This window comes from Corynebacterium guaraldiae (genome assembly GCF_053480195.1).
This window is the reverse complement of sequence record NZ_JBRBAU010000010.1, coordinates 23,354-48,211: the sequence shown is the minus strand read 5'-3', so window position 1 is coordinate 48,211 and position 24,858 is coordinate 23,354. Positions and strand designations below refer to the sequence as shown.

Here is a 24,858-nt window from a genome sequence, read left to right as displayed (position 1 = left end):
TGCCAAGATGAGTGCTGCCAAGGTGGGCGCGGTGGCTAGTTGAAGGCGCTGGTGAAGACCGGCGCGGCGTCGTATGGCGGGATCCATGCCACCCGCCCGCCGACGCGATCCATGCGGCCGCGCGAGGGCGGGGCATCGGGGTCGTCGTCGTTGACCCCGTTGTGGTACGGACACAGCGGCACCAGGTTGAGGATGTTGGTGGGCCCGCCGCGGGCCCAAGCCTTAATGTGGTGGATTTGGCACTTCTCAAAGGGAACCTTGCAGCCCTCCCAGGCGCAGCAGGGATTCTCCGCGGCCAAGGCAAGACGCTGCTTGGCGGTGGCGAAGCGCTGGAAGCGGAAGACATCGAGCGGACCGTGTTCGCGGCTGACCGCCACGATGATCCCCTTGTCCAGCAAAGCGCGCTCCACCAGCTGCGATCCGGTCATCGTCGCACCACTGGTCGTCCGGACGATGAACTCCTCGCCGTCCTTCTCCGTATTGCCCTTGAGCAGCTCGGCATAGTCATCGAGCTGCAGGACCGCCATGGTGGCAAGCTCAGTCTTGATGCCACCGCCCTCCAGGTTCTCCAGGAAACTCTCGCCGGGGCGTTCCTGGTCGATGCCTTCGAAGACGCCGGTCAGCTGCAGCGAGTCCGCGGTGACCGTGAGCGTGGCAAGGCCGTTGCCATGCTGGGTGAGCTTGGCGCGCTCGGCATACGTGCGGGGCTTACGCATCTGACGCAGGCGCTTGCGAGCTACCTTTTCCACCAGCTCCGCGCTGGTCTGGCACAGCTCCACGCGCAAATCCCATGCTTTGTTGTGGTCCCGAACTTTGGCCACGAAGTGCTCGATAAGCTGCAAGGTCACCAGCCCGTGTCCCCGCCGGCGCGCGGCTTCCACCGCCGTGCGCTGCTTCTTCGTCGATGAGGTGTGCCCGAAGTAGGTGTGGTGGAGGGAGAGGAACACGGTGGCGTCGGCAGGCGCGGCGCCGAGGGCCACCAAGTCAGATTCAGACAGGCCCGCGCACTCGGCCACCAGGTCAATGGCGCGGCCGAGGGCGGCGAAGTACGTCTGCAATCTCATACCCCGCAGCCTAAAAGCGCTCCATCCCGCCGCCAAGCCCCCAACTCGCCATTTGACGAAATCTGTGGATAACTAGTCGGGACTAGGCGCCGGCCAGGCCGCGGCGCTTGAGCAGCGGCGCGACGTCCTTGTCGCGGCCGCGGAATTCGCGGTAGGCCTCCGTGAAGTCGCGGGATGCGCCCTTCGACAGGATCACGTCGCGGAACTTTTGGCCAGCCGCGCGCAGGTCGGTCTGCTCCTTGAACCACTCGAAACCATCGGCATCGAGTGCCTCGGCCCAGAGATAGGAGTAGTAGCCCGCGGAGTAGCCACCGGCAAAGATGTGGTTGAAGTACGTCGAGCGGTAGCGCGGGGCGATGAGCTCGTTGTCCAGCCCGGCCGCGCGTAGGGCCTCGGCTTCAAACTCGGCGACGGCCTCCGGGGTGGCCTCTAGCTTGGCGGCGTCGGCAGCACTCAGGGAATGCCACGCGAGATCGATGATCGATGCCCCCAGATACTCCGAGGTGGCGAATCCCTGGCCGAATTCGGATGCGGCGGAAATGGCGGCGAGAAGCTCGTCCGGGATTGGTTCGTCGGTCTCCACGTGGCGTGCGTACTCCTTGACCAGTCTCTCATCGAGCGCCCAGTTCTCGTTGATCTGCGAGGGGAACTCCACCCAGTCGCGCGGCACGTTGGTGCCGGCGAAGGTGGGGTAGCGGACGTCGGAAAGCAAGCCATGCAGGGCGTGGCCGAATTCGTGGAAGACGGTGCGGACCTCGTCCATGCTCAGCAGCGGTTGGGAGCCGTCGGCGGGCTTGGTGATGCCCATGACGTTGACGATGACCGGCTTGCGCTCCAGCAGCCGGGATTGGCCCACGAACTCGCTCATCCATGCGCCTCCGCGCTTGGTGGGGCGTCCGAAGTAGTCGGTAAGGAGAAGGCCGATCCCCTTATCTCCGTGCGAGTCGATATCTACGTGCGGGACGTTTCCGTCCCGCACCTCCCAGACGCGAACCCCCTCCGCATAGCCCTCGAGGTCATCGCGCGGGATGACGGTGATGCCGTAAAGGCGCTCGGCGGCGGCGAAGACGCCCTTCTCCAGGACCTGGTCCAGCGGGAAGTACTTGCGCAGTTCTTCCTCATCGAGGGAGAAGTCGCGGGCGCGGACCTTGGATTCCCAATAAGGCCAGTCCGCAGCGTTAAAACCCTGGCCGTTGAGCGTTGCTTCCTCCGCGAGGAGCTTCTGCTCGCCTTCGGCATTGGCCGCGGCGGCGGGGGCGAGGTCGAAGAGCATGGTGCGGGCGGCGTCGGCAGTCGCGGCGGTTTCCTCGGCGATGACGTAGTCGGCATGCGTGGCAAAGCCCAGCAGCTCAGCGCGCTCGGCGCGCAGCTGGACGGCCTCGATGAGACCCGGGATGTTGTTCTCGGAGCCCCTGCTTGTCGACGCCCCATACAACCTCCCCCTCGCATCCTCCCGCGCCAGGCGGCTCAGCTCGGACTGCACGGTCGGCAGCTCCAGCGGGATGACAAAACCTTCGCGGCCGAGCGCTTCGGCGTCGGCCTTGGCGGAGGCGATGCGCTCGGCGGGCAGGCCCTCGAGTTCCTCTTCGGTGAAGGAGACCGCGCGCTCGCGGGTAGACGCCATGAGGTTGCGGCCGAATTCTTCGGAGAGCGCGGAGAGACGCTGGTTGATCTCAGACAGGCGGGCCTTGCCGGCTGCGTCGAGGTCGGCGCCCTTGCGGGCAAAGGTGCGCAGGAGGTGGTCGTGGAGGCGCTGGCTTTCGGCGTCGTCGGCAGGCGGCGTGGCCTCCTTGATGCGTGCGTAGAGCACCTCGTTCTGGTAGAGCGCGTCATAGTGCGCGGACAGGCGCGGGTAGATGTCGGCGGCGATCTCCTCCATCTCCTCGGTGACGTCGGTGCCGGAGAGGTTGCCAAAGACCGCCATGACGCGGTCGAGGTCCTGGCCGGAGCGCTCGAGCGCCTCCACCGTGTTTTCCCACGTCGGGGCGGCGGGGTTGTCGGTGATGGAGGCGATTTCGGCGTCGTGAAGCGCGAGTGCCTCGTCGAAGGCGGGGCGGTAGTGCTCGACCTTGATCTCCGCAAACGGTGGGAGCTGGTAGGGCAGCGTGGAGGGAGTCAGCAGTGGGTTAGTCATAAGAAACTACCGTACCTATGCCTCCTGCTCTATGTGATGGCATTCACTAGTTTCTTCTGTCGTGGTGTGTGGATGAGGATGACATCGAGAACCAAGAACGCCGCCAAGGTGATTCCTAAGAGCGGCAGGAAGACGCCGACGGTGGCCGCGAATAGCGCGCCCAGTCCTGTGGTGGCCCAGGAGAAGTGGGCAGTCGGGAGGAAGCGCGGGCGGCGTTTCCACCACATGCAGTAGCCCAGCACCACGAGAGCGGCGGTGGCCAGCCCCAGTGCGAGCAGTGCAATCTGCAGTGGCAGCCCGAACATGATGCCCATGTGCAGGTAGATGCCCCAGCTGCTGAGTTTGCTAAACAGCGGCAGGCTGGAGAAAGGCTGCCGGTCGATGACCTCCCCGGTGGTGCCATCTACCGAAATTGCATCGGAGGTGGTGCGCCATTCCACCCACCGTTCGCTGACCTGCCAGGCGGAGTGGGCGTCCTCCGGCGGGTACAGGCGCAGCGGTCCGGTCAGTTCCTCGGCGCGGCCGGTGGCGAGGACACGCTCGGCGTCGGCAGCCACGCTCGTGCTTGCCGACGCTCCATGCCCTTCATGGCCTTCATGCCCGGTGTGCTCATGCGTTTCAGCGGTGGTGCCGTGCAGGGCGGTGTTGATGGGAGTGGCTTTCCAGTGCATGCGCTCGACGAGGGAATCGACGTTCCCGCCGGCCAGACCGGACCAGGTGATGCCGGTGGCAGAGAGGCCAAGCAGACCGATGAAGATCCACGCGCCAATAGTGGAGTGCAGGCGAGTGGCCTTCCAGCGGGCAGAGCGCTTGGGCTGCTGCTGCGCGGCGTTCGCGGTTGCTTTGTTCTTCGGGCGGCGGCGAATCCACCACATATAGAGGCCTCCACAGGCCATGACCCACAACCACGAAGCGGCTAGCTCCGAGTAGAGCTCACCGACCTTGCCCAGGTGGAAGCTTTCGTGCAGGGAGGAAATCCAGCGGCGCAGCGGCATCTCGCCTAGGCCCGAGTAGGTGGGGTAGTCCCCGATGACCTTGGCGGTTGCGGGGTCGATGAAGACGGTGCGCTGCAGGCTCTCGTCGATGCTTTCATCGGAGACCAGCACGCGCGTGGAATCCGTCGGTGTCGTGGCGGGCCAGACCTGAGTGACCGGCATGTCAGGGTGCTCGTGCTGCGCGGCCTGGATTTGTTCCTCCAAGCTCAGCGGATTCTCCACGGTAGGCACCGTCAATACGTCGTGGTAGACCACTTTCTCCAGGGTGGGTGCCATGGCATAGAGGCAGCCAGTCAATGCCGCGATGAGGATGAAGGGGCCGACGAACATGCCGCCATAAAAGTGGATGCGTTGAATGAAGGATCGCAGAGCCGTCCGACTCATAAGTAGTGCTCTTTCGGGGTCTATCGATTAGGGCCCCTGCTGAACGTTCGCGGGGCGTTCAGGAGGGGCGATGGACAGGTGCTGATATCAACTGCACTAGTAGTCGGAGGCGAGGGTTTCTCGGTTCCCAGGTATTGAAAAACTTTTTAACTAACTGGGGTCCTCGGCATGAAAAGGGCGAGAAATTCGCGAGATAAGGCGCGAGAAGCAAGAAACAGTCAAGAAAAAGTCTTCGCAGCTCAACGGGTAAAAATAGCGTCGCGGAGTGCTGTTTTAGGCCTGTTTGTGGTTAATGAAGCAAGAAAAGACCGCCTCGAACTCCGGGGAGGAGACGAAGCGGTCTTTTGTTAAGCGCCTAGCGCAGAATTACTTCTTCAGGCCATCAATGATGTCGTTGAAGGCAGCAACCGGGCGCATGGTCTGGTTGAGCTTCTCCTCGTTCGGGGCGTAGTAGCCGCCGAGGTCGACGGGGGAGCCCTGGACGTCGAGAAGCGCCTGCTCAATCTCGCTTGCCTTGGCCTCGAGGGCCTCAGCAACCGGCTTGAAGGCCTCGGCCAGCTCGGCGTCGTCAGCCTGCGCAGCCAGCTCCTTGGCCCAGTTGAGGGTCAGGAAGAAGTGGGAGCCGCGGTTGTCGTTCTCGCCCACCTTGCGGGACGGGGACTTGCCCTCATCCAGCAGGGTCTCGGTGGCCTTGTCCAGTGCAGCGGCCAGCACGCCAGCCTTGGCGTTGCCGTTGGTGTTGTGCTCGTGGCGGAAGGACTCAGCCAGAGCCAGGAACTCACCGAGGGAGTCCCAGCGCAGGTGGTTCTCCTCCTGAACCTGCTGGACGTGCTTCGGAGCGGAGCCGCCGGCACCGGTCTCGAACAGGCCGCCGCCAGCCATGAGCGGAACCACGGACAGCATCTTGGCGGAGGTGCCCAGCTCGAGGATGGGGAAGAGGTCGGTGTTGTAGTCACGCAGGACGTTACCGGTCACGGAGATGGTGTCCTCGCCCTTGCGGATGCGCTCGACGGAGATCTTGGTCGCGGTGACTGGGTCCTCGATGGAGATGTCGAGGCCCTCGGTGTCGTGATCGGCCAGGTACTTCTTGACCAGCTCGATGAGGTTGGCATCGTGACCGCGCTCCGGGTCGAGCCAGAAGATGGCCTTCATGCCGGACAGGCGAGCGCGGTTGACGGCCAGCTTGACCCAGTCCTGGATCGGGGCGTCCTTGGTCTGGCAGGCGCGCCAGATATCGCCAGCTTCCACGTCGTGGGAGATGAGGGCCTCGCCCTTGGAGTTGCGGACCTCGACGGTGCCCGCAGCCGGGATCTTGAAGGTCTTGTTGTGGGAGCCGTACTCCTCAGCCTTCTGTGCCATGAGGCCGACGTTCGGGACGGTACCCATGGTGGTCGGGTCGTAAGCGCCGTTGGCCTTGCAATCCTCGATCACGGCCTGGTAGACGCCGGCGTAGGAAGAATCCGGGATGACGGCGAGGGTGTCCTGCTCCTCGTCGTTCTTGTTCCACATGTGGCCGGAGGTGCGGATCATGGCCGGCATGGAGGCGTCAATAATGACGTCAGACGGAACGTGCAGGTTGGTAATGCCCTTGTGGGAGTTGACCATGGCGAGGTCAGGACCGTCGGCAAGCGCGGCGTCGAAGGCAGCCTTGATCTCAGCACCGTTCTCCAGCTTGTCCAGGCCCTCGTAGATAGCGCCCAGGCCGTTCTCGCCATTGAGGCCAGCGGCCTCGAGCTCCTTGCCGTACTTCTCAAAGACGTCAGCGAAGAAAGCGCGCACCACGTGGCCGAAGATGATGGGGTCAGAGACCTTCATCATGGTGGCCTTGAGGTGAGCGGAGAAGAGAACGCCCTCTTCCTTGGCGCGGGCAACCTGCGCCTTGAGGAACTCATCGAGTGCCTTGGCGGACATGAAGGTGCCGTCGATGACCTCGCCCTTGAGGACCGGCAGCTTCTCCAGCAGGGTCTGCTCGCCCTCGGCGGTCTTCAGGACGATGGAGAGGGTGTCCTCCTCCGGCATGATGACGGACTTCTCGTTGTGGCGGAAGTCGTTAGCGTCCATGGTGGCCACGTTGGTCTTGGAATCAGCGGACCAAGCGCCCATCTTGTGCGGGTTCTTCTTAGCGAAGTTCTTGACCGCAATCGGAGCGCGGCGGTCGGAGTTGCCCTCACGCAGAACCGGGTTGACGGCGGAGCCCTTGACGGCGTCGTACTTCTCCTGAGCCTCTTCGTACTCCGGGAGATCAAAGCCGGCTGCCTGCAGCTCAGCGATGGCCTTCTTCAGCTGCACCAGGGAAGCGGAGATGTTCGGCAGCTTAATGATGTTGGCTTCCGGGGTCTTGGCCAGCTGGCCAAGCTCAGCCAGGGCGTCGGAAACCTTCTTGTCACCAAGGCGCTCCGGGAACTGGGCCAGGATGCGGCCGGCCAGGGAAATGTCGCGGGTTTCTACCTCGATGCCCGCGGTGGAAGCGAAGGCCTCCACGACCGGCTTGAAGGAGTAGGTCGCCAGCAGCGGCGCCTCGTCGGTACGGGTCCAGATAATCTTTGCCATGGTTCTCCTAAAGAAGTTGAAAACTGTTCAACCTCACAGGATACCTGTCTTATTTTCTCGCGGTGCCGGTCCCCCTGTGACTCGCGCCACCAGCGGGGCGGGGCTGTGTGATCGCTAGGGCCTTCTCGTCTGCGCGCGGGAAAGGGACTAAGGTACGCGCACGTGAATCTCCCGCACTCCGCTCCCCGCATCCAACGCCGTCCCGTCCCGCGCCAAACGGAAATCTCCTCAACCCGCCGCACCATCGTCATGATCGCCATGGCGCTGGGTGCCTTCGCCATCGGCACCACGGAGTTCACCTCGATGGGCCTGCTACCGCTCATCGCGGATGATTTCGGGATTACGGAAGACACGGCGTCGGTAGTCATCTCCGTCTATGCACTCGGCGTTGTCGTGGGCGCGCCGGTCATCGCTGCACTCACGGGCAAGCTCCCACGCCGCCGCCTCATTATCCTGCTTATTGGTTTCTTGCTCGTGGGCAACCTGCTCACGGCCTTGGCCCCGAACTACGGAGTTCTGCTGGTGGCGCGCTTCATCGCTGGCCTGCCGCACGGCGCGTACTTCTCCGTAGCTAACCTGGCGGCGGTCTCGATGGCACCTCCTGGCCGCCAAGGTTTTGCCATGTCGATGGTGGGCATGGGTCTGTCCATCGCCACCGTGATCGGTGTGCCCGCGGCCCAGGCCCTAGGCCAAGGATTGGGCTGGCATGCGGCGTACTTTTTGGTCGTGGCCATTGCGGGGCTGACGATGATCCTGCTCTTTTTCCTCTTCCCGCACATGACGCGCATGCCGCAAACGGATATGTTTACTGAGCTTGGCGCGCTGAAAAACAGCCAGGTTCTGCTCACCGTCTTCCTTGGCACCGTTGGCTTCGGCGGCATGTTCGCCGTCTACACCTACATCACGTGGACCATGACGGACGTCGCCGGCATGGACCCGAGCCACACGTGGATTGTGCTCATGGCCTATGGCATCGGCATGACGACAGGCAACGTCGCCGGTGGCTGGTTGGCGGACCGTAACCTGGAATTCGGCATCATTTTTGCCCTTATCTGCATGGTTAGTGTGTCGGTGACCTTCTACTTCGTGGCGCACAGCGCGTGGGCGGGCACGATTGTCTTTGGCGTCTTGGCCTTCTTCGGCTCCATCCTTGTGCCGTCGTTGCAGCTGCGCTTGGTCAACGTGGCGGGGGATGCGCAGACCCTCGCGGCGGCATTGAACCAGTCCGCCCTCAACATCGCCAATGCGGCGGGCGCGGCCATCGGCGGCGCAGTCGTGGGCGCGGGCTACTCCTATAACTCCACCGCGCTGGCCGGTGCGGGCCTGGCGGTGGCAGGCTGTCTCACCTGGGTTGTCACAATGTGGGACAAGCGCCGTCTAGCCCCTTCCGTGAAGATTATTGAACAGAGTTAGACTGTCCGGCATGAGTTTCACCATCGCCTCCGTCAACGTCAACGGCATCCGCGCGGCTTGCAAACAGCGCAATGAGAACAACCCAGGCATGAACGCGTGGCTGGAGACCACACCGGCCGACGTCGTCCTCATGCAGGAGGTGCGCGCCAACCCCGAGCAGACCCAGAAGGCCTTGGCCCCGGCTCTGGAGGCCGGATGGAACCTGGTACAGGCCGAATCTGCCGCCAAGGGCCGCGCGGGCGTGGGTATCCTATCGAAGCACGCGCTTGGCGACGTCTCCGTGGGCTTCGGCTCCTTCGCCGAATCCGGCCGCTTCATCGCAGCCACCGTGGAAGGCGTGCGGGTGGCTTCCCTGTATTTGCCTTCCGGTGATACCGATTCCCCGAAGCAAGATGAGAAGTACTTGTTCTTGGATGAGTTCTCTGAAGTTTTGGATGAGATGGCCGCGACCTACCCGGAGGCCGTCATCGGCGGTGACTGGAACATCTGCCACCGCGCCCAGGACCTGAAGAACAATAAGGCCAACGAGAAAAAGTCCGGCCACCTGCCGGAGGAGCGCGCCTTCATGGACCGCGTCTTCGGTTCTTTCCCGGATGAGCAGCCGCAGGACAAGAAGGGGCTGGGGGACTGGCTCGGCGTGGTGGACTACGAAACCAAGACCGCTTGGGAGGCGGCCAAGGATCCGCAGTGGTTTGACGTCGCCAGGCGCCTGCACCCGGCGGCGGATGGCCCCTACACGTGGTGGACCTACCGTGGCCAGGCTTTCAACAACGATGCCGGATGGCGCATTGACTACCAGGCGGCCACGAAGGCCATGCTGGAGCGCGCGCAGCGCACCTGGGTGGAGAAGGCGCCGACGGTGGAGGAGCGCTGGTCTGATCACTCTCCGCTTCTGGTCGAGTACAAGTAGCCCACTCCAAGTAGTGGTACGATAATCCCGTCTTAACGTCCTTTTCTATTTCGCAGGAGATGCTCATGACCCGCGCAATCATCTACTTTGTCCTCGGCGCTATTCTGCTTGCCCTGGGTATCTGGTGGTGGACCATCGTCGGACCGTCCTTTGCCTTCCTTGGCCCGATCGTCCTCCAGGGCGTTGGCGGCGCGTTCATGGTGGCCGGTTTCGCCGTCATGATGGACGTTATTAGCCCGACCTCCCGCAAGATTTAACCGACGCAGCGCCGCCCCAGCGGAGGCGGCAGAGTAGAGTGGTCAACCATGACTGACTCCACTTCTGCATCGAACTCCGCTTCCCGAGTCCTCTCTGGCATTCAGCCCACGGCGGACTCTTACCACCTGGGTAACTACCTCGGAGCGCTCAAGCAGTGGATTGACCTGCAAGACTCGCACGAGGCTTTCTACTTCATCCCGGACCTGCACGCCATCACGGTGGAGCAGAACCCAGAGGAGCTGCGCCACCGCACTGTGGCGGGTGCTGCGCAGCTGATCGCGTTGGGCATCGACCCGGCGAAATCTACCCTCTTCGTCCAATCCCACGTCCCCGCGCACGCGGAGTTGACGTGGGTTTTGCAGTGCCTGACCGGCTTCGGTGAGGCCTCCCGCATGACCCAGTTCAAGGACAAGTCTCAAAAGCAGGGCCAGGACCGCACCTCGGTGGGCTTGTTTACCTACCCCGTTTTGATGGCCGCGGATATCCTTCTCTATTCCCCGCACTACGTGCCGGTGGGGGAGGACCAGCGCCAGCACCTCGAGCTCACCCGCAACCTGGCGGAGCGTTTCAACAACAAGTACGGTGAGGTCTTCCGCGTGCCGGAGGCCTTCATTCCGGAAGGCTCGGCCAAGATTTATGACCTGCAAGAGCCGACGTCCAAGATGTCGAAGTCGGGGGCCAACCCGAAGGGCATCGTGAACCTGCTCGATGCTCCCAAGACCTCCGCCAAGCGCATCAAGTCCGCGGTGACCGATGACCTCGGCGTGGTGGCCTTTGACCGTGAGAAGCAGCCGGGCGTGTCCAACCTACTGGCCATCCAGTCCGCGCTGACGGGGGAGAGCATCCCGGATCTCGTGGACAAGTATGCCGGTCAGGGCTATGGCCACCTCAAGGTCGATACGGCCGAGGCGCTCGAGGCCTTCACCACTCCGCTCAAGGCTCGCTACGACGAGCTCATGGAAGACCGCGGCGAGCTCGAGCGCATCTTGGCCCAGGGCGCCGAGCGCGCTACGGAGATCGCCACCCCCCTCGTGGACAAGGTCTACGAGGCGGTGGGGTTCCTCCCCGCGCGTCGCGGCTGAGTTGGCTAGCATGATGAAGACTGTGTAGAGGTTTCTGTAATTAACTTTTAAGGGGAACGCCAGTGGCGCCAACGACTCGACCTGATGAGAAGAAGACCGATGACTACGGCATTGAGCGAGCTCACGCCGATGAACCGGGCGCGGTAGACAAAGTCCGTGAGAAGTCCGGCTTCATCGACCACATTATGAAGATGCTGGACCGCTACGGTAGCCAAGGCGGCAACCAGTTCGCGGCCGGAATTACGTATTTCTCGGTTCTAGCTCTCTTTCCCATCTTCATGCTCACCGTGGCCGCCGCCGCGACCGTGCTGGCGAACCGCCCCGACCTCATGCAGCAGCTGGAGGAGCAGATCACCAACGCCGTATCGGGCGATCTGGGTAATTCGATCACGGAGCTCCTGCACACCGCGATTGAGCAGCGCGGCGCAATGTACGGCATCGGTGGCCTGACCACCCTGTGGTCCGGGCTGGGGTGGATGAATAATCTGCGCATTGGTATTTCAGCGATGTGGATGCAGGATCCGACTGATGCCCCGGGCAATTTTGTCACCAAGAAGCTCAGCGACCTGCTGGGCCTCATTGGCCTGCTCGTGGCCATGATCATCGCCTTCGGCGTGACGGCAGCGGGTTCCTCCGGGCTGACCCAAAAGATCTTCGAGTGGGTCGGCATCGAGTCCTTCCCTGGCATGGGAGCGGTGCTTGTTATCGCCGGAATCGTGATTGGTCTTATCGCTAACTTCCTGGTCTTCTGGTGGATGGTGGCCTTCCTGCCGCGCACGAAGGTGCCCACCAAGTCGGGCTTGATGGGCGCGGCCATCGGCGCGGTGCTCTTTGAAGCCATCAAGCAGCTGTCCACCGTCATCATGTCCTCCGCGGCGGGAAACCCGGCTGGTGCCGTGTTTGGCCCGGTGATCGTCCTCATGGTGGTCATGTACCTGGTGTGGCGCGTCGTGCTCTATGTTTCCGCGTGGACGGCCACCACCGAGGAATCCCTGGAGCTGATGGTCCCGCCGGTTCCGGATCAGGCGGTTATCCGCGTCCGCAATGAGATCCGCCGGGGCCCGAACCCGGGCGTGACCTTGGGCGCCGGTGCCGCCCTCGGCGCGGCGGCCGCGGGCGCATGGGCCTTGCTGCGCCGAAAGTAGGCCGATGCTTCCAGTATCTTTCGCTCCGAACCTGTACGAACACTTCAACCTAGATTCGCGCGCGACCTCACGCGAACTCGGCGTGCAGCTGGCGGCTGCCGACGCCCGCCTCGAAGGCCTCGGCTACCTCTCCGACAACCCAGAGCGCGAGGAACTCGCAGTTGCCGCCCGCATTCTTTGCGAGCCTTCCTCCCGCGCAAGCTATGACCAAATGCTGGAATCAGGTGCTCGGCTCACGTGGGCGCAGCTGGATGATTACGCCACGACCGGCCGCTGGGGTGCGAACCACCATGCTCCTGCGCCTGATGCGCCCGTTCAGGACTCCCCGCGCGCAACTCCCGGCACCCGCGTGCTCTTGGCCGTTATCGACTACGTCATTGCGGCGATCGGTGCGTCCCTCTTCGTTAGCATCGGGGTGTATAACTCCAGCGTCAATGAGGTCTGGCTCACCAGCATCACCGGCATCATCACGGTGGCCTACTACCTCTGCTTCGAGGTCCTCGTGGGAGCAACGCCTGCAAAGATGATTGCGGGCTACACAGTGCGCGATGTCAGCACTCACAACAAGCTCACCTGGCAGCAGAGCTTTAAACGCAATTGGTGGCGCGTGGCCTCCCTCGTGCCGCTTGTCGGCCCGCTCATTGCCTTCTTCGGAGCCCTCTACGTGGTGACCACGATTGGCCCGAAGAACGCGCTTCGCGGCCAGCACGACATCATGGCTAACGCCGAAGTAGTGAAAAAGTAGCCACCGCCACCACGAGGAGGGCGACGAGGCCCGCCACCAGCCACCCGATCCAGCCCTGCGAGTCCGCGAAGGAGGACGTCGCCGCCGGGGCCTCAGCGGTGGCGGTGGCAGAAGGCGCGGTAGGCACAGGGCTTGGCTCCTGCGACTCCGAAGGCTCATGCCTCCCAGCCGCGAAATCATCGAGCTGCCCCACGCCGTCGCCGGGCTGGACGTCGGAGGCTTCGTCGAGAAGCATCTGCGCCTGCTCCCACGCGCGGAAACCATGCTCAACGGTCGTATCGAGGAGAACCGCCTGGAGGCGGCGCCCATCGCGGTTGATCGCACCGACGAAAGTGTGGTGCGCGTCCTCGGTATAGCCGGTCTTGCCGCCGATACCATCCGGATCATTGAGGAAGAGCCCGTTATCGTTCCACAGCTCATAACCGGGCATGTCACCCCAGCCGGGAAACTCCACGTGCTCAGTATCGACGATGCGCGCGAAGGTGTCGTTGGCAAAAGCCGCGCGGTAAATCAGCGAGATATCCGCCGCGGACGTCGACATACCCGCCGCGTCCAGCCCGGAGTAGCTGGCCGCCACCGTCGAGCGCGTGCCAATCTCCTTCGCCTTCGCGTTGACCTTCTCCAGCGCCTCCTCATCCCCGCCTATGGCCTGCGCGAGAGCGTGTGCGGCATCGTTGCCGGAAGCCATGAGCAAACCCTGGAGAAGCTGCTCCACGGTATAGACCCCATCCGGGCCGAGGCCGACGGCGGAGCCTTCGACGGAGGCGTCGTCAAGCGTGGCGGTGATGCGTTGGTCCAAGGGAAGCTCCTCGATGACCACGAGCGCTAACAGTGCTTTGATGATGGAGGCCGGGCGGTAGCGCCCGTTGGGGTCCTTCATGGCGATGATCTCGCCCGTGTCCACGTCACTGACCATCCACGCCGAGGCCACGACGTCCTTATTGACCCGAAAACCCGACGGCGCGGTGACACCGCACGCAGCGCCCTCAACCGCGGGCAGGGGAGTGGGCGCTGCCTGGCCGGGAGCCAACCGCTCCGAGGTGGTCGTCGGCTCCTCAGGCACGAGGGAATGCGGGCACAAGTCAGTATCCGGCGCAGTGGTGCGCGTGGGCGATGATGACTCTTCCTCTTCTGCAAACGCCGGCGGCGTGGCGGCCAGAGCGATGACGGTGAGGAGCGCGGGGACATGTTTCATAGCGTGCTTAATCCTAGACCCCGTCCTAGGATGAACCTCATGCATGACGCACCTCTGATTAGCCCCGAAAACAAAGATTCCGGCGCCGAGATTTTCGCTCGTCTGCCCAAAGTGACGCTGTTGGCGCCGCTGCCCACGGTTGCATCCACCCCGGACGAGCTCCGCGCGGCCACGCACGCTGCTGTGCAGGCGCTTGCCGACGACCACGTGGTCTACGCCGAGCTCCGCCTGCGCCCCAGTGCTTTCCCCTTCGGCGCCGCCGAGGCGCTGGCTGCGGCGCAAGAGGGTCTTGATGTTCCCGGTATTGATGCGCGGATCATCGTGGAGGGCGCGGCCGACAATGTGGATGCCGGCGAGGCTGTTGCCGGTGCAGCGCTGACTGAGCTGTCCGCAGCGGAGAAGCTGCGTGAAAATTTCATTCCCTGGGAGCGGGACGTGGCTTCGTACGAGGATGCCGTGGCAGCCGTGCACGCCGGTGCGACGCGTTTGGTCCACGCAACGGATCTCATCGATGATTTCGGTGCCGACCTTGACGGCGTTCGCCCGGGCAAGGCCTCTGCGTGGGTGCGGGATCGCCGCATCGCGCTGACCTTCGCGCCGCTAGAGGAATTGCCCGCAGAGGAGCTGGTCGATCACCCTCTGCCGCTGCTGCAGCAGCTCGGCTTTACCTGCACGGTGGCGGGCGAGAAGCTCAGCGATGTCTTCCTCGCCCTGAGCGAGACCTTCGGCTATGGCCTCGAGGAGTTCTTCGACCTCACCATCAAGGCCATTGAGAATTCCTTTGCTAGCGAAGAAGACCGCCAGCGCCTCATCGAGCAGGAGATCCTGCCCGCCTATGAGGAACTGGCGGATCCGGAATTCGCGGAAGACGCTTCAGAAATGAGCGATTCCGATGCGGAAGAAGACAGCGAGTCTTCCAAGTAGAAGCTAGAAGCGGGAGAAACGCTTCGTCAGCATTTCCTCCAGGCCCTTCCAGGACTCCGCGTGCTCGGTGTAGGGCTTGGAGGGGACGTAGCCCGCGTGCTCGGTGGAGCCGAGCATGTAGCCCAGGTAGTCCTGGAAGCGCGGGTTCTGCAGCATATAAGAGTTGATGGAGTCATCCCCGGCCCAGTCGGCAGCGTCGGCACAGACCTCGTAGCAGCGGCTCATCTGATCCGTATCGACTGCCTCCGGACCCTTTTCAATGTCGCGCACGATGCCATTGAAGGTGTACTGGTTATCCGGGTGGACGGTGACCTCGAGCTCGCCCGCGTTCGCCGCGGCAACGACCTCCTCCCAGGTGGAAACCTTTGCTAGGTCATGGTCGTCGTTCTCCATGATCCAGCGCACGAGCACCTTGGAGCTGGGGAAGGTAAAGATCTCGCCCCACTTGCCCAGGAACACCGGCTTGCCGTTGAGGTAGGTGCGCAGGGTGTAGACCGTCCGCTGGTTGGCGGTGATCTTAATCGGGTCGATGCCTGCGGCTGCCCACGGGGAATTGTCGTAGGGATCGGCGGATTTCGCTGCCGCCTCGCGCTCTTCTTCGGCCTTCTTGCGTGCTTCTTCCGCGGCTTCGCTGGCGGCAGAGATGCGGGTAGCGGCATCCGCGGTTGCCTCCTGGCTGAAATCGGAGGAAGGGATGACCTTGACTACCTTGTCGAGGTCCTCGATGACCTCACGCCAGTTGCTATGAATAACGCGGCCTACGCCGGACCATTCGCCCATGCCTTGGTCACCGGCATAGTGATCGGCTCCGCGGGCGGGGTTGCGCAAAATGGAATGCGAAGCGAAGAAAATCACGGTGTGCTCCGCGGCCCCGACCTCTGCCAGCGCGTGTGCAATTTCTAGGCAGCGTGCGACGGTGGACACGTTCTCGTGGCTGGGGCGGCCAGCCAAGTGCTTTGGCATGCCGATGAGGTCGTATACGTGCTTCTTCTCCGGAACGACGCGGTCCGCCGCCTGGGAATTGAAGGCCTCCCACTTTGGGTGATCGAGCAGGTCGTGCTTCGAGCCGGATTCGAGGAAGCACAGCATCTCGGCTTCGGTGTTAAAGAGCAAGACGGACTCGTCATCACCGAGGAAGGCCTGCCACTCGGAACCATTCTGGCGCCACTTCGGCGCCCAGAGGGTATAAAAATCACCCTCAGAAAGGGAGAGCTGGATGGGTACAATCGCGCGGGTGTTCATGGGCAAACAGTCTACCCTGTAGGCCTCCAGAACCCTTTGAAAGCCATCCCCATGTTGTTAGTACGCAGCGGATTGGTTTGCACAGGGCTGCCCGCTTCCACCATTTGTCCGCCGCCGGAGTACATGGCCACGTGACCATCCCACACGATGAGGTCACCGGGCTGCAGTTCGTCTGCGCTTACCTGACGGCCCACGGTCTGGCTTTCTGCGGTGCGCGGCAGCTCCACCCCCGCTTGGCGCCAAGCCCATTGCGTCAACCCAGAGCAATCAAAGCTGCCATTGCCGGTACCGCCCCACCCATAGGGAGTCCCCACCTGGGACAAGGCGGCCTGTGTCGCTGCCTGCCCTTGCGTGGTTCCTTCGCTTGCGGTGGAGGACGCGGTGAGTGCGTGGCGCACCACGCCTTCCTCCTGCGGGCCGCGCACCGAGGGGCGAACAGCACGCTGGCCAATGGGGATGAGGGGAGCTGCTGCTTGCAGGAGCTCCCCAGCCAGCTGCTTGACGCGAAGCATCGCTTTGCCAACGTATTCCATGGCCAGGGCTTGCAATGCTGAACGCGCCGCAGCCTGTGTTGCAGGATTTGGGATAAGCAACCCGAGAGCGATAGGTAGTCCGCGCTGGAGAAGCTCGAAGCCCAGACCGATGAGGTCCCTGACTGTCGCCGCGATGAGCCCGCGGGCAGTATCCAGAGCTGAGCGGGCGGTGGAGAGATCCTCAGTGGCTTGGCGTGCAGTGTCTAACAACGCCCGTGGATCCCCATGCGCAATTTCCGCTAGCGGCCCTGCAGCAGTGAGATCGGGCACAGTGGGCAGGGAGACGTCGGGAAGCTGCGCCGGCTGAATCCGGGCAATGTGGGCGAGTGCTGACTCCAACATCACAGACCCCCGCACGCGTTCGCGAGAGCACCATCGGCGTCTTCCGCTTCGCGGGCCATGCGGAAGCTGGAGTCCGCCACGGCACCGGCATCCGCCCTGACCTGGGTAAGGCGGGCAGCAAGGTTCTCCATGGCGGTGTTAAAGGTTCCAGTGAAACCGCCCAGAACGGTATCGACCGGTAGCTCAGGAGGGGGAGTGGAGGAGGCCTGGGAGATGGCGGCAAGCTCATGCGCCAGCCTACGGGTGTGTTCGGTGTCGATATTAAACGTGTGGAAGCTAGTCATGGCTTATTAGACTGTGCTGCCCGCTGATCGGTTCCCGGCCGATTCTTATACAGTGAAGGGCATGGATATCCACGTAGTAGACCACCCCCTCGCCGCCTCCCGGCTCACACTCATGCGCGATGCCCGCAGCGATAATGCCGCCTTCCGTGCAGCTCTGCGGGATCTTGGCACCATGCTTGTCTATGAGGCAGCGCGCGACCTGCCCGTCGAGCATTTTGATTGCGTTACTCCCGTTGCCACGGCGGAGGGCACCCGCCTGCAGGACCCGCCAATTATCGTGCCCATCATCCGTGCTGGACTGGGCATGATTGACCCGGCGCTGTCGATGATCCCTGATGCCCAAGTTGGCTTCATTGGCATGGCGCGCGATGAAGAAACCCATGAGCCGGTGCCTTACCTGGAGGCCCTGCCGGAGGATCTCAGCGGGCGTAGCGTCTTTGTCGTCGATCCGATGCTCGCCACGGGCGGTTCCCTCCTGCATTCCCTGAAACTCCTCGCGGACCGCGGCGCCACCGATATCACCGCGATCTGCATGGTGTCCGCGCAGCCGGGCGTCGATGCGCTGGCCAACTCGGGGCTGCCGGTTCGCTTGGTTACCGCGGCGATTGATCCGGCCCTCAACGAGGACGCCTACATCGTGCCGGGGCTTGGCGACGCCGGCGACCGCCTCTACGGTCCCCGCAATATCGACCTGTAGCGAAGGTAGACCGCTTAGTATATCCGGCGTGTGACCTGCCCGGCTAACTGAACCGCATGGTCTAGTTGTAGACTCTTCCCAACAGGACACCACGGAGGAGGAAGCAGTGATCTCGGACTACGTCAGTGAGTGGTTCAGCAACCACCGCGCGGAGGTCATCGCGTGGCGCCGCCATATTCACCGCCACCCGGAGACCTCCAATAAGGAAGTGGAAACCACGCGCTTCCTGTCTCGCACCCTGCGTGAGTACGGTCTGGAGCCGCAGCTTTTCCCCGAAACCGGCCTCATGGTGGACATCGGGCCCGATACGGAACTTGGGCGCCTGGCCTTCCGCGCCGACATCGACGCGCTCCCGGTCACGGAGGTCACGGGCCTTGAGTACACCTCCGAGGTCCCCGGCGTCATGCATGCCTGCGGGCATGACATGCACACCACCATTGCACTAGCCACGGCCTGTGCCTTGGCGGATCTCAACCGTGAGCACCCGCTGGACTTCGGCGTTCGCGTCATCTTCCAACCTGCCGAAGAGGTTTGGGTAGGCGGCGCCACCGACGTCATCGAGTGGGGTGCGCTCGAAGGCGTGAACTCCATCTTTGCCGTCCACGTCGAGCCGAAGCTGCGCGTCGGGCGCATTGGCGTCCGCGCCGGGGCGATCACCTCCGCGACTGACGTCGTGGAAATCAACGTCTCCGGCCCGGGTGGGCACACGTCGCGCCCGCACTTGTCGGCGGACGTCGTCTATGCGTTGGGCAAGCTGCTGACGGACCTGCCGGGTTTGCTCTCGCGCCGCGTCGATCCACGCACCGGCACCGTCTTGGTCTTTGGTCAGGTGAATTCCGGCTATGCACCGAACGCGATTCCCGAGACCGGCTCGGTGTCTGGCACCATGCGCACGGCGGATATCGGGATCTGGCGCGAGATGCAAACGCTGTTCTCTGAGCTTGTGGAGCAGGTCCTAGCACCCCTGGGCGTGGAACATGAGCTGGTCTATCACCGTGGGGTTCCGCCGGTGCTGAACGACGACGTCTCCACCGCCCTCCTCGCCAGCGCTGCCCAGGCCATCGACCCGCAAGCCGTGGTCCAAGCGCCGCAGTCCTCGGGCGGCGAGGACTTCTCCTGGTACTTGGAGAAGGTCCCCGGTTCCATGGCCCGCCTGGGTTGTTGGTCCGGCGAAGGCGAGCAGCACGATCTGCATATGGGTGATTTGGCCCCCGATGAGAGGGCTATCGGCGTGGGCGTCAAACTCTTCGGCTCCGTGGCGGAACAGTTTGCCAACGTGGAGGATTAGTTTTCTAACTACTACACTGTGACAAGGATTTCCCAGAGTTCTTATAGGCAGATTTTTAAAAAAGGAGCGACAGTGTCACAGGAAGCCCCCCGCATCGTAATTATCGGCGGCGGCCCCGCAGGCTACGAGGCTGCGACTGCCGGCGCCAAGTACGGCGCGCACATTACGTTGGTTGAGGAACAGGGCCCCGGTGGCTCCTCCGTTCTTTTGGACTGCGTCCCGTCGAAGTCCTTTATTGCCGGCGCCAACATTCGCACCGACTTCCGCCGCGCGGATGATATGGGCCTGAACCACCAGCTCGGCTCGCTGAAGCTGAGCCTGGAGGCGCTTAACGGCCGCGTGCAGGCGCTGGCCGGCAACCAGTCCCGCGACGTGCGCGCGGGCCTGGAGAAGATCGGCGTCAAGGTCATCGATGGCCGCGCCGCATTCTCCGAGGACCAGCACGGCGTGAAGGGTGCCGCGCACAAGGTTGATGTCACCCACACTGATGGCACCACCGAGACCCTCGACGCGGACCTGGTCCTCGTTGCCACCGGTGCCACCCCGCGCATCTTGCCGGGCGCTCAGCCGGACGGCGAGCGCATCCTGACCTGGCAGCAGGTTTATGACCTCAAGGAGGAGCCGGAGCACCTCATCGTCGTCGGCTCCGGCGTGACCGGTGCCGAGTTCGTTTCCGCCTTCGCGGAGATGGGTGTGCGCGTGACCATGGTGGCTTCTCGCGACCGCATTCTGCCGCATGATGACGCCGATGCTGCCGACGTCCTCGAGACCGTCCTGGCTGAGCGCGGCGTGGAGCTGGAAAAGAACTGCCGCGTCGAAACGGTCTCCCGCACCGAGGACGGAAACGTCGTGGTGAAGACCCAGGACGGCCGCGAGATCCACGGCTCCCACGTCATCATGTCCATCGGTTCCATCCCGAATACGAAGAACCTGGGCCTCGAGCACGTTGGCGTGGCTACCACGAAGTCCGGTCACATCGAGGTTGACCGCGTTTCCCGCACCAACGTTGCCGGCATCTACGCCGCGGGTGACTGCTCCGACCTCTTCCCACTGGCCTCCGTTGCCGCGATGCAGGGGCGTATCGCCATGTACCACTCCCTGGGTGAGGGTGTATCCCCGCTGCGCTTGAAGACGGTCGCCACCGCCGTGTTTACCCGCCCGGAGATCGCTGCCGTGGGCTTTACCCAGGCGGAGATTGAGGCGGGCGAGGTCGCCGCGCGCACCATCACGATGCCGCTGAACACCAACCCGCGCGCCAAGATGCGCTCTCTCCAGCACGGTTTTGTCAAGCTCTTCTGCCGCGCGACCTCCGGCCGCGTAATCGGCGGCGTCATCGTCGCCCCGACCGCTTCCGAGCTCATCCTGCCCATCGCCGTGGCGGTAACCAACCAGCTCACCGTGAACCAGCTGGCGGATTCCTTCGCGGTCTACCCGTCGCTGTCCGGCACCATCACCGAGGCAGCCCGCCGCCTCGTTGCCCACGACGACCTCGAGTAGGCAGGCTCCAGCTCTGTTCTAGCTTCAGCTCGGTTTTATAAGCCCAGTGTGCTCACCGCATGCTGGGCTTCTTCCATGGTGAACCGCTCGCCGTAGTCGCTGGTGAGCTGCATAGGGGTTGGACATGAGAGAACCTCCTGCTTAGGTGAGAGACGAGAGCCCGGCGTGGTGCCGAGCGAGTCCTATCTTGGCAAGCCACCTGGACATTGCTGCAGGAAATTCGAAAGCGTGGGCGAATTGGTGAAAACTACGAGGTCGCGTAAGCCGAAACCGGAGTGGCATTGAGGTCGAGGCTGACGGAGCGCCCCGCCTGTGGGAAGGCGCGCTGCGGGCAGGCCGGGCGTGGGCAGGCGGCGCAACCGGGGCCGATGGGGGTTGCCTCGGAAGGGGAGAGGTTGAGCGCATCGGCGTAAACCACGCGATCCGCCTGCGCAATATCGCAGCCCAACCCCACGACGAATTCCTTGCGCGGCGTGCCCCAAGCCTGAGCCTGGCCTTGGACGAAGCGCGCGATCCACAGGTAGGTGTGGTCATCGGGCATCGAAGCCACCTGGCGCGTGATGCGGTTTGGCGTTTCAAAAGCACGGTGGACCACCCACAACGGGCACGAGCCGCCGCTGCGCGCAAAGTGGAAGGCGGTGGAGGACTGGCGCTTGGAAATGTTGCCCGCGCGGTCGGTCCGGATGAAGGAGAAAGGGACACCTTGGTGGTGGGGCCGCTGAAGCGTCGACAAGCGCTGCGCGGTGGTCTCGAAACCAGTGCCAAAGGATGCCGCGATCACATCAATGTCGTAGCGCGTCTCCTCCGCGGTGGTGAGGAGCTGCGTATAGGGCATGGTGACGGCCGCCGCGAAGTATTGGGCCAGACCATAGGTGCCGATGGAGCGGGCTTCGGCGCTGGGGAGTTCAGCCACGAGTTCCGCGCAATGCTCCGGGTAGGCCAGGAGGCAGTACTGGAGCGCCATCTCGAAGACGAGCTGGGCTTCCGTGAGTCCTGCGCGCAGGTGCAGCTCGCGGTCGTGGAAGGTCCGTCGGCGCGGTGAGGCTGAGGAGAATCGTGTCGTAACGCCGAACTCGTCCTGCAGGACTGAGGCCAAGCGCCCGCGGCGCAGGACGCGGTCACCGAGGGAATCGGACAGCTCCTCGGCGGCGACGTCCAGGCTGTGAATGTAGTTGTGGGCGTCGTAGAAGAAGTCGCGGACCGCTTCGAAAGGGCCGGTTTCCGCGGGGGTGTGTGCGGCGGCGGCGACAAGCCTGGGGAGTAGCTCGGGGAAGCGCCCGCTTAAGTCAGTGAGTGTGGTGTCGGAGGCCTCGGGGAAGAGCTGACGCAGCTCGGCGAGCGCGCGCAGGTCGCGGTCTCCCGCGAAGTAGGTGGCGTCAACGCCAAAGCGTTGTGTCAGCTGCATGAGGACGGTGACGGTGAGGGGGCGCTGGTCATTCTCCAGCTGGTTGAGATAGCTGGTGGACATCCCCAGTTGTTGTGCCATGGCCGCTTGGGTGAGTTTGCGTTCTTTGCGTAGTGCGTGGATTCTTGCCCCCGCGTAGTGCTTGCTCATTGTGTGCGTCCTCCCAAAAAGCCGCCCCAACAGGTAATTACACAAGGTTTGCAAACAACGCAAAACCCTGCAACAGATAAACACAGTTTACACATGTGGCAGGCCACACGGGCGGGGGATAGTGTGATGGCTATCGCAGCCGTTGTTGTCTAGGAGGAAAACCCCGTTGATTAACCACGAAGTACGTACCCACAAGTCCGCTGAGAACTTCCCCATCGAAGAGCACCTGGCGTACAAGATTGCCAAGGTCGCAGCAGATCCCGTTGAGGTTCCGGCCGAGACCACCGAGATGATCATCAATCGCATCATCGATAACGCCTCCGTGGCCGTGGCCTCTGCCACCCGCCGCCCGGTGACCTCCGCCCGAGTCATCGCTCAGGCCCACCCGGCTCAAAAAGGCGGAGCCACCATCTTTGGTGTTGACGGCACCTACTCCGCCGAGTGGGCAGCCCTGGCCAATGGCACTGCCGTGCGCGAGCTGGACTACCACGACACCTTCCTCGCCGCCGAATACTCCCACCCGGGCGATAACATCCCGCCAATCCTGGCCGTGGCACAGCACAAGGGGCTGACCGGCAAGGAGCTCATCCGCGGTATCGCCACCGGCTACGAAATCCAGGTCAACCTGGTCAAGGGCATTTGCCTTCACGAGTGGAAGATCGACCACGTGGCGCACCTCGGCCCCTCCGTCGCCGCGGGCATCGGCACCATGCTCGGCCTCGACGTCGACACCATCTACCAGGCCATCGGCCAGGCGCTACACACCACCACCGCCACCCGCCAGTCCCGCAAGGGCCTCATCTCCTCCTGGAAGGCCTATGCACCGGCGTTTGCCGGCAAGATGGGCATCGAAGCAGTAGACCGCTCCATGCGCGGCGAGGGTGCCCCGGCCCCGATTTGGGAAGGCGAGGACGGCTTCATTGCCTGGATGCTCCACTCCCCGGAGCGAACCTACACCGTCCCTCTCCCGGCTGAGGGCGAGGAAAAGCGCGCCATCCTGGACACCTACACCAAGGAGCACTCCGCGGAGTACCAGGCACAGGCCCCGATTGACATGGCCTTTGCCCTCAAGAAGACCTTGGCTGAGAAGGGCCTGAAGGTGGAGGACATCGAGTCCATCGTCCTGCACACCTCGCACCACACCCACTACGTCATCGGCACCGGCGCCAACGACCCGCAGAAGATGGACCCGAACGCCTCCCGTGAGACTCTGGATCACTCCATCATGTACATCTTCGCCGTGGCCCTGCAGGACGGCGAGTGGGACTACGAGACCTCCTACTCCGACGAGCGCAAGCACCGCCAGGACACCATCGACCTGTGGCACAAGATTTCCACCGTCGAGGACCCCGAGTGGACCCGCCGCTACCACTCCAACGACCTGGAGGAGAAGGCCTTCGGCGGCAAGGCTGTCATTACCTTCAAGGACGGCACCGTGATTGAGGATGAGCGCGCGGTGGCCGACGCCCACCCGCTCGGCGCCCGCCCCTTCGGCCGCGAGGAGTACATCAACAAGTTCAAGAAGCTCGCCGCCGGCAAGGTATCGGAGGAGGAACAGGAGCGCTTCCTCGCTGCCGCCCAGAACCTGGAAAACCTCACCGACCTGAGCGAGCTCAACGTTCGCCTCACCGACGAGGCTATCGCCACCGCACCCGAGACCCCGAAGGGACTGTTCTAAATGGCTGGCCTATTTGGCTCTACTACCAGCAATGCAGACAAGCGCAAGAGCTTCCGCGAGGCGCTGAACGCACCGGGAATTACCACGCTGCCGGGCGCCTTCAACCCGTTGACCGCGCGGCTCATCCAGGACATCGGCGGCTTCGGCGGCGTCTATGTCTCCGGCGCGGTGCTGGCTAATGATTTGGGTCTGCCGGACATTGGTCTCACCACCCTCACTGAGGTGGCGCAGCGCGCCGGGCACATTGCCCGCGCCACGGACCTGCCTGTGCTTGTCGACGCCGACACGGGCTTCGGCGAGCCCATGTCCGCCGCCCGTACGGTTGCCGCGCTGGAGGACGCCGGCCTGGCCGGCTGCCACCTGGAAGACCAGGTCAACCCGAAGCGCTGCGGTCACCTCGATGGCAAGGAAGTGGTGCCGACGGACCTTATGGTTCGCCGCATCACCGCCGCGGTCAACGAGCGCCGCGATGAGAACTTCATCATTTGTGCGCGCACCGATGCCGCCGGCATCCACGGCATCGATGAGGCCATCGAGCGCGCCAAGGCCTACGCCGACGCCGGCGCGGACCTCATCTTCACTGAGGCCCTGTACTCGCCGGAGGACTTTGAAAAGTTCCGCGCCGCCGTGGACACCCCGCTGCTGGCCAACATGACGGAGTTCGGCAAGACCGAGCTGCTGTCCGCCAAGCGCATCGAGGAGCTGGGCTATAACGCCGTCATCTGGCCGGTATCCACCCTGCGCGTGGCCATGGGCGCTACCGAAGAATTCCTCCGCGACATGCAGGAAACCGGCCTGCAATCCGAGGAATGGCTCGACCGCATGCAGCACCGCTCCCGCCTGTATGAGCTGGTGCGCTACGACGAGTACAACGCCTTCGACCAGAGCGTGTTCACCTACTCCAAGGACAGCTACAAGCCCACCTTCGACTAGGGCACACGGC

Annotated in this window: 22 protein-coding genes; 12 read left to right on the top strand and 10 right to left on the bottom strand. The window is 63.4% G+C overall.

The annotated features are described in order from the left end of the window. Positions 1-35: 35 nt before the first annotated feature. The 4 genes from ACUY3D_RS09005 to ACUY3D_RS08990 form a co-directional block, all read right to left on the bottom strand. Positions 36-1,064, bottom strand: a complete 1,029-nt coding sequence (locus ACUY3D_RS09005) for an HNH endonuclease signature motif containing protein (protein WP_144675604.1) — start codon at positions 1,062-1,064, stop codon at positions 36-38. A gap of 82 nt (positions 1,065-1,146) precedes the next feature. Beyond that, positions 1,147-3,198, bottom strand: coding sequence for a M3 family metallopeptidase (locus ACUY3D_RS09000; protein WP_448240912.1), 2,052 nt, complete (start codon positions 3,196-3,198; stop codon positions 1,147-1,149). A 29-nt stretch (positions 3,199-3,227) separates the two neighbouring features. Continuing rightward, positions 3,228-4,577, bottom strand: a complete 1,350-nt coding sequence (locus ACUY3D_RS08995) for a PepSY-associated TM helix domain-containing protein (protein ID WP_070530663.1) — start codon at positions 4,575-4,577, stop codon at positions 3,228-3,230. 366 nt (positions 4,578-4,943) lie between these two features. Continuing rightward, entirely contained in the window at positions 4,944-7,127 is a 2,184-nt protein-coding gene (locus ACUY3D_RS08990; protein ID WP_448240910.1) for an NADP-dependent isocitrate dehydrogenase, read from the bottom strand. Positions 7,128-7,289: 162 nt separating this feature from the next. Between ACUY3D_RS08990 and ACUY3D_RS08985 the strand changes: the two genes are divergently transcribed. From ACUY3D_RS08985 to ACUY3D_RS08960, 6 genes are all read left to right on the top strand, one after another. Beyond that, positions 7,290-8,540, top strand: a complete 1,251-nt coding sequence (locus ACUY3D_RS08985) for an MFS transporter (protein ID WP_070530659.1) — start codon at positions 7,290-7,292, stop codon at positions 8,538-8,540. Positions 8,541-8,550: 10 nt separating this feature from the next. Next, positions 8,551-9,450 carry an exodeoxyribonuclease III gene (locus ACUY3D_RS08980; protein ID WP_070685121.1) on the top strand — a complete coding sequence of 300 codons (900 nt, stop codon included), beginning with the start codon at positions 8,551-8,553 and terminating at the stop codon, positions 9,448-9,450. A 65-nt stretch (positions 9,451-9,515) separates the two neighbouring features. Beyond that, positions 9,516-9,707 carry a hypothetical protein gene (locus tag ACUY3D_RS08975; RefSeq protein WP_049157254.1) on the top strand — a complete coding sequence of 64 codons (192 nt, stop codon included), beginning with the start codon at positions 9,516-9,518 and terminating at the stop codon, positions 9,705-9,707. A gap of 48 nt (positions 9,708-9,755) precedes the next feature. Then, positions 9,756-10,790, top strand: coding sequence for a tryptophan--tRNA ligase (trpS, locus tag ACUY3D_RS08970; RefSeq protein ID WP_070530655.1), 1,035 nt, complete (start codon positions 9,756-9,758; stop codon positions 10,788-10,790). 62 nt (positions 10,791-10,852) lie between these two features. Then, on the top strand, positions 10,853-11,935 hold the full coding sequence (locus ACUY3D_RS08965; RefSeq protein WP_070530653.1) for a YhjD/YihY/BrkB family envelope integrity protein: 1,083 nt from the start codon (positions 10,853-10,855) through the stop codon (positions 11,933-11,935). A 4-nt stretch (positions 11,936-11,939) separates the two neighbouring features. Then, positions 11,940-12,680 carry an RDD family protein gene (locus ACUY3D_RS08960; RefSeq protein ID WP_448240908.1) on the top strand — a complete coding sequence of 247 codons (741 nt, stop codon included), beginning with the start codon at positions 11,940-11,942 and terminating at the stop codon, positions 12,678-12,680. Here the strand turns inward: ACUY3D_RS08960 and ACUY3D_RS08955 are convergent. Beyond that, positions 12,655-13,875, bottom strand: coding sequence for a D-alanyl-D-alanine carboxypeptidase family protein (locus tag ACUY3D_RS08955; protein WP_448240907.1), 1,221 nt, complete (start codon positions 13,873-13,875; stop codon positions 12,655-12,657). The genes ACUY3D_RS08960 and ACUY3D_RS08955 overlap by 26 nt on opposite strands. A 39-nt stretch (positions 13,876-13,914) precedes the next feature. On the opposite strand from ACUY3D_RS08955, the gene ACUY3D_RS08950 reads away from it, so the two are divergent. Then, positions 13,915-14,799 (top strand): amidohydrolase family protein, encoded by an 885-nt coding sequence (locus ACUY3D_RS08950; RefSeq protein ID WP_083299224.1) that lies wholly within the window; start codon positions 13,915-13,917, stop codon positions 14,797-14,799. Between the two features lie 3 nt (positions 14,800-14,802). Here the strand turns inward: ACUY3D_RS08950 and ACUY3D_RS08945 are convergent, their stop codons facing one another. The 3 genes from ACUY3D_RS08945 to ACUY3D_RS08935 are packed head-to-tail and all read right to left on the bottom strand — an operon-like array spanning position 14,803 to position 17,200. Then, positions 14,803-16,041: a SatS C-terminal domain-containing protein gene (locus ACUY3D_RS08945; RefSeq protein WP_070530645.1), complete on the bottom strand. Its 1,239-nt coding sequence runs from the start codon at positions 16,039-16,041 to the stop codon at positions 14,803-14,805. An 11-nt stretch (positions 16,042-16,052) separates the two neighbouring features. Further along, positions 16,053-16,916, bottom strand: coding sequence for a C40 family peptidase (locus tag ACUY3D_RS08940; protein WP_070563883.1), 864 nt, complete (start codon positions 16,914-16,916; stop codon positions 16,053-16,055). Continuing rightward, positions 16,916-17,200, bottom strand: a complete 285-nt coding sequence (locus tag ACUY3D_RS08935; protein WP_070563886.1) for a hypothetical protein — start codon at positions 17,198-17,200, stop codon at positions 16,916-16,918. The genes ACUY3D_RS08940 and ACUY3D_RS08935 overlap by 1 nt, the downstream gene beginning before the upstream one ends. A 61-nt stretch (positions 17,201-17,261) precedes the next feature. Between ACUY3D_RS08935 and upp the strand changes: the two genes are divergently transcribed. The 3 genes from upp to ACUY3D_RS08920 all read left to right on the top strand — a co-directional run bounded on the left by upp (position 17,262) and on the right by ACUY3D_RS08920 (position 20,682). Next, positions 17,262-17,897: a uracil phosphoribosyltransferase gene (upp, locus tag ACUY3D_RS08930; RefSeq protein ID WP_070530640.1), complete on the top strand. Its 636-nt coding sequence runs from the start codon at positions 17,262-17,264 to the stop codon at positions 17,895-17,897. Positions 17,898-18,003: 106 nt separating this feature from the next. Beyond that, a complete protein-coding gene (locus ACUY3D_RS08925; protein ID WP_070563889.1) occupies positions 18,004-19,185 on the top strand; it encodes a M20 family metallopeptidase in 1,182 nt (393 codons plus the stop codon). Between the two features lie 72 nt (positions 19,186-19,257). Continuing rightward, entirely contained in the window at positions 19,258-20,682 is a 1,425-nt protein-coding gene (locus tag ACUY3D_RS08920; protein WP_070530636.1) for an NAD(P)H-quinone dehydrogenase, read from the top strand. A gap of 35 nt (positions 20,683-20,717) precedes the next feature. Here ACUY3D_RS08920 and ACUY3D_RS08915 read toward each other — a convergent pair whose 3' ends face one another. Both ACUY3D_RS08915 and ACUY3D_RS08910 read right to left on the bottom strand, forming a co-directional pair. Continuing rightward, on the bottom strand, positions 20,718-20,795 hold the full coding sequence (locus ACUY3D_RS08915) for an Ltp family lipoprotein (RefSeq protein ID WP_083299228.1): 78 nt from the start codon (positions 20,793-20,795) through the stop codon (positions 20,718-20,720). 134 nt (positions 20,796-20,929) lie between these two features. Further along, positions 20,930-22,237, bottom strand: coding sequence for a short-chain fatty acyl-CoA regulator family protein (locus ACUY3D_RS08910; RefSeq protein ID WP_070530634.1), 1,308 nt, complete (start codon positions 22,235-22,237; stop codon positions 20,930-20,932). Between the two features lie 166 nt (positions 22,238-22,403). Between ACUY3D_RS08910 and prpD the strand changes: the two genes are divergently transcribed. Both prpD and prpB read left to right on the top strand, forming a co-directional pair. Further along, positions 22,404-23,915 (top strand): 2-methylcitrate dehydratase PrpD, encoded by a 1,512-nt coding sequence (prpD, locus tag ACUY3D_RS08905; protein ID WP_070563892.1) that lies wholly within the window; start codon positions 22,404-22,406, stop codon positions 23,913-23,915. Next, positions 23,916-24,848 (top strand): methylisocitrate lyase, encoded by a 933-nt coding sequence (gene prpB, locus ACUY3D_RS08900; RefSeq protein ID WP_070563895.1) that lies wholly within the window; start codon positions 23,916-23,918, stop codon positions 24,846-24,848. Positions 24,849-24,858: the final 10 nt, after the last annotated feature.

Bases quoted from the DNA above. Each gene is read 5' to 3' on its own strand.
- ACUY3D_RS08990 (WP_448240910.1), bottom strand. From the start codon at position 7,127: ATGGCAAAGATTATCTGGACCCGTACCGACGAGGCGCCGCTGCTGGCG.
- upp (WP_070530640.1), top strand. From the start codon at position 17,262: ATGGATATCCACGTAGTAGACCACCCCCTCGCCGCCTCCCGGCTCACA.
- ACUY3D_RS08910 (WP_070530634.1), bottom strand. From the start codon at position 22,237: ATGAGCAAGCACTACGCGGGGGCAAGAATCCACGCACTACGCAAAGAA.
- ACUY3D_RS08980 (WP_070685121.1), top strand. From the start codon at position 8,551: ATGAGTTTCACCATCGCCTCCGTCAACGTCAACGGCATCCGCGCGGCT.
- ACUY3D_RS09005 (WP_144675604.1), bottom strand. From the start codon at position 1,064: ATGAGATTGCAGACGTACTTCGCCGCCCTCGGCCGCGCCATTGACCTG.
- ACUY3D_RS08975 (WP_049157254.1), top strand. From the start codon at position 9,516: ATGACCCGCGCAATCATCTACTTTGTCCTCGGCGCTATTCTGCTTGCC.
- ACUY3D_RS08935 (WP_070563886.1), bottom strand. From the start codon at position 17,200: ATGACTAGCTTCCACACGTTTAATATCGACACCGAACACACCCGTAGG.
- trpS (WP_070530655.1), top strand. From the start codon at position 9,756: ATGACTGACTCCACTTCTGCATCGAACTCCGCTTCCCGAGTCCTCTCT.
- ACUY3D_RS08995 (WP_070530663.1), bottom strand. From the start codon at position 4,577: ATGAGTCGGACGGCTCTGCGATCCTTCATTCAACGCATCCACTTTTAT.
- ACUY3D_RS08915 (WP_083299228.1), bottom strand. From the start codon at position 20,795: ATGCAGCTCACCAGCGACTACGGCGAGCGGTTCACCATGGAAGAAGCC.
- ACUY3D_RS09000 (WP_448240912.1), bottom strand. From the start codon at position 3,198: ATGACTAACCCACTGCTGACTCCCTCCACGCTGCCCTACCAGCTCCCA.
- ACUY3D_RS08955 (WP_448240907.1), bottom strand. From the start codon at position 13,875: ATGAAACATGTCCCCGCGCTCCTCACCGTCATCGCTCTGGCCGCCACG.
- ACUY3D_RS08950 (WP_083299224.1), top strand. From the start codon at position 13,915: ATGCATGACGCACCTCTGATTAGCCCCGAAAACAAAGATTCCGGCGCC.
- ACUY3D_RS08960 (WP_448240908.1), top strand. From the start codon at position 11,940: ATGCTTCCAGTATCTTTCGCTCCGAACCTGTACGAACACTTCAACCTA.
- ACUY3D_RS08945 (WP_070530645.1), bottom strand. From the start codon at position 16,041: ATGAACACCCGCGCGATTGTACCCATCCAGCTCTCCCTTTCTGAGGGT.
- prpB (WP_070563895.1), top strand. From the start codon at position 23,916: ATGGCTGGCCTATTTGGCTCTACTACCAGCAATGCAGACAAGCGCAAG.
- ACUY3D_RS08940 (WP_070563883.1), bottom strand. From the start codon at position 16,916: ATGTTGGAGTCAGCACTCGCCCACATTGCCCGGATTCAGCCGGCGCAG.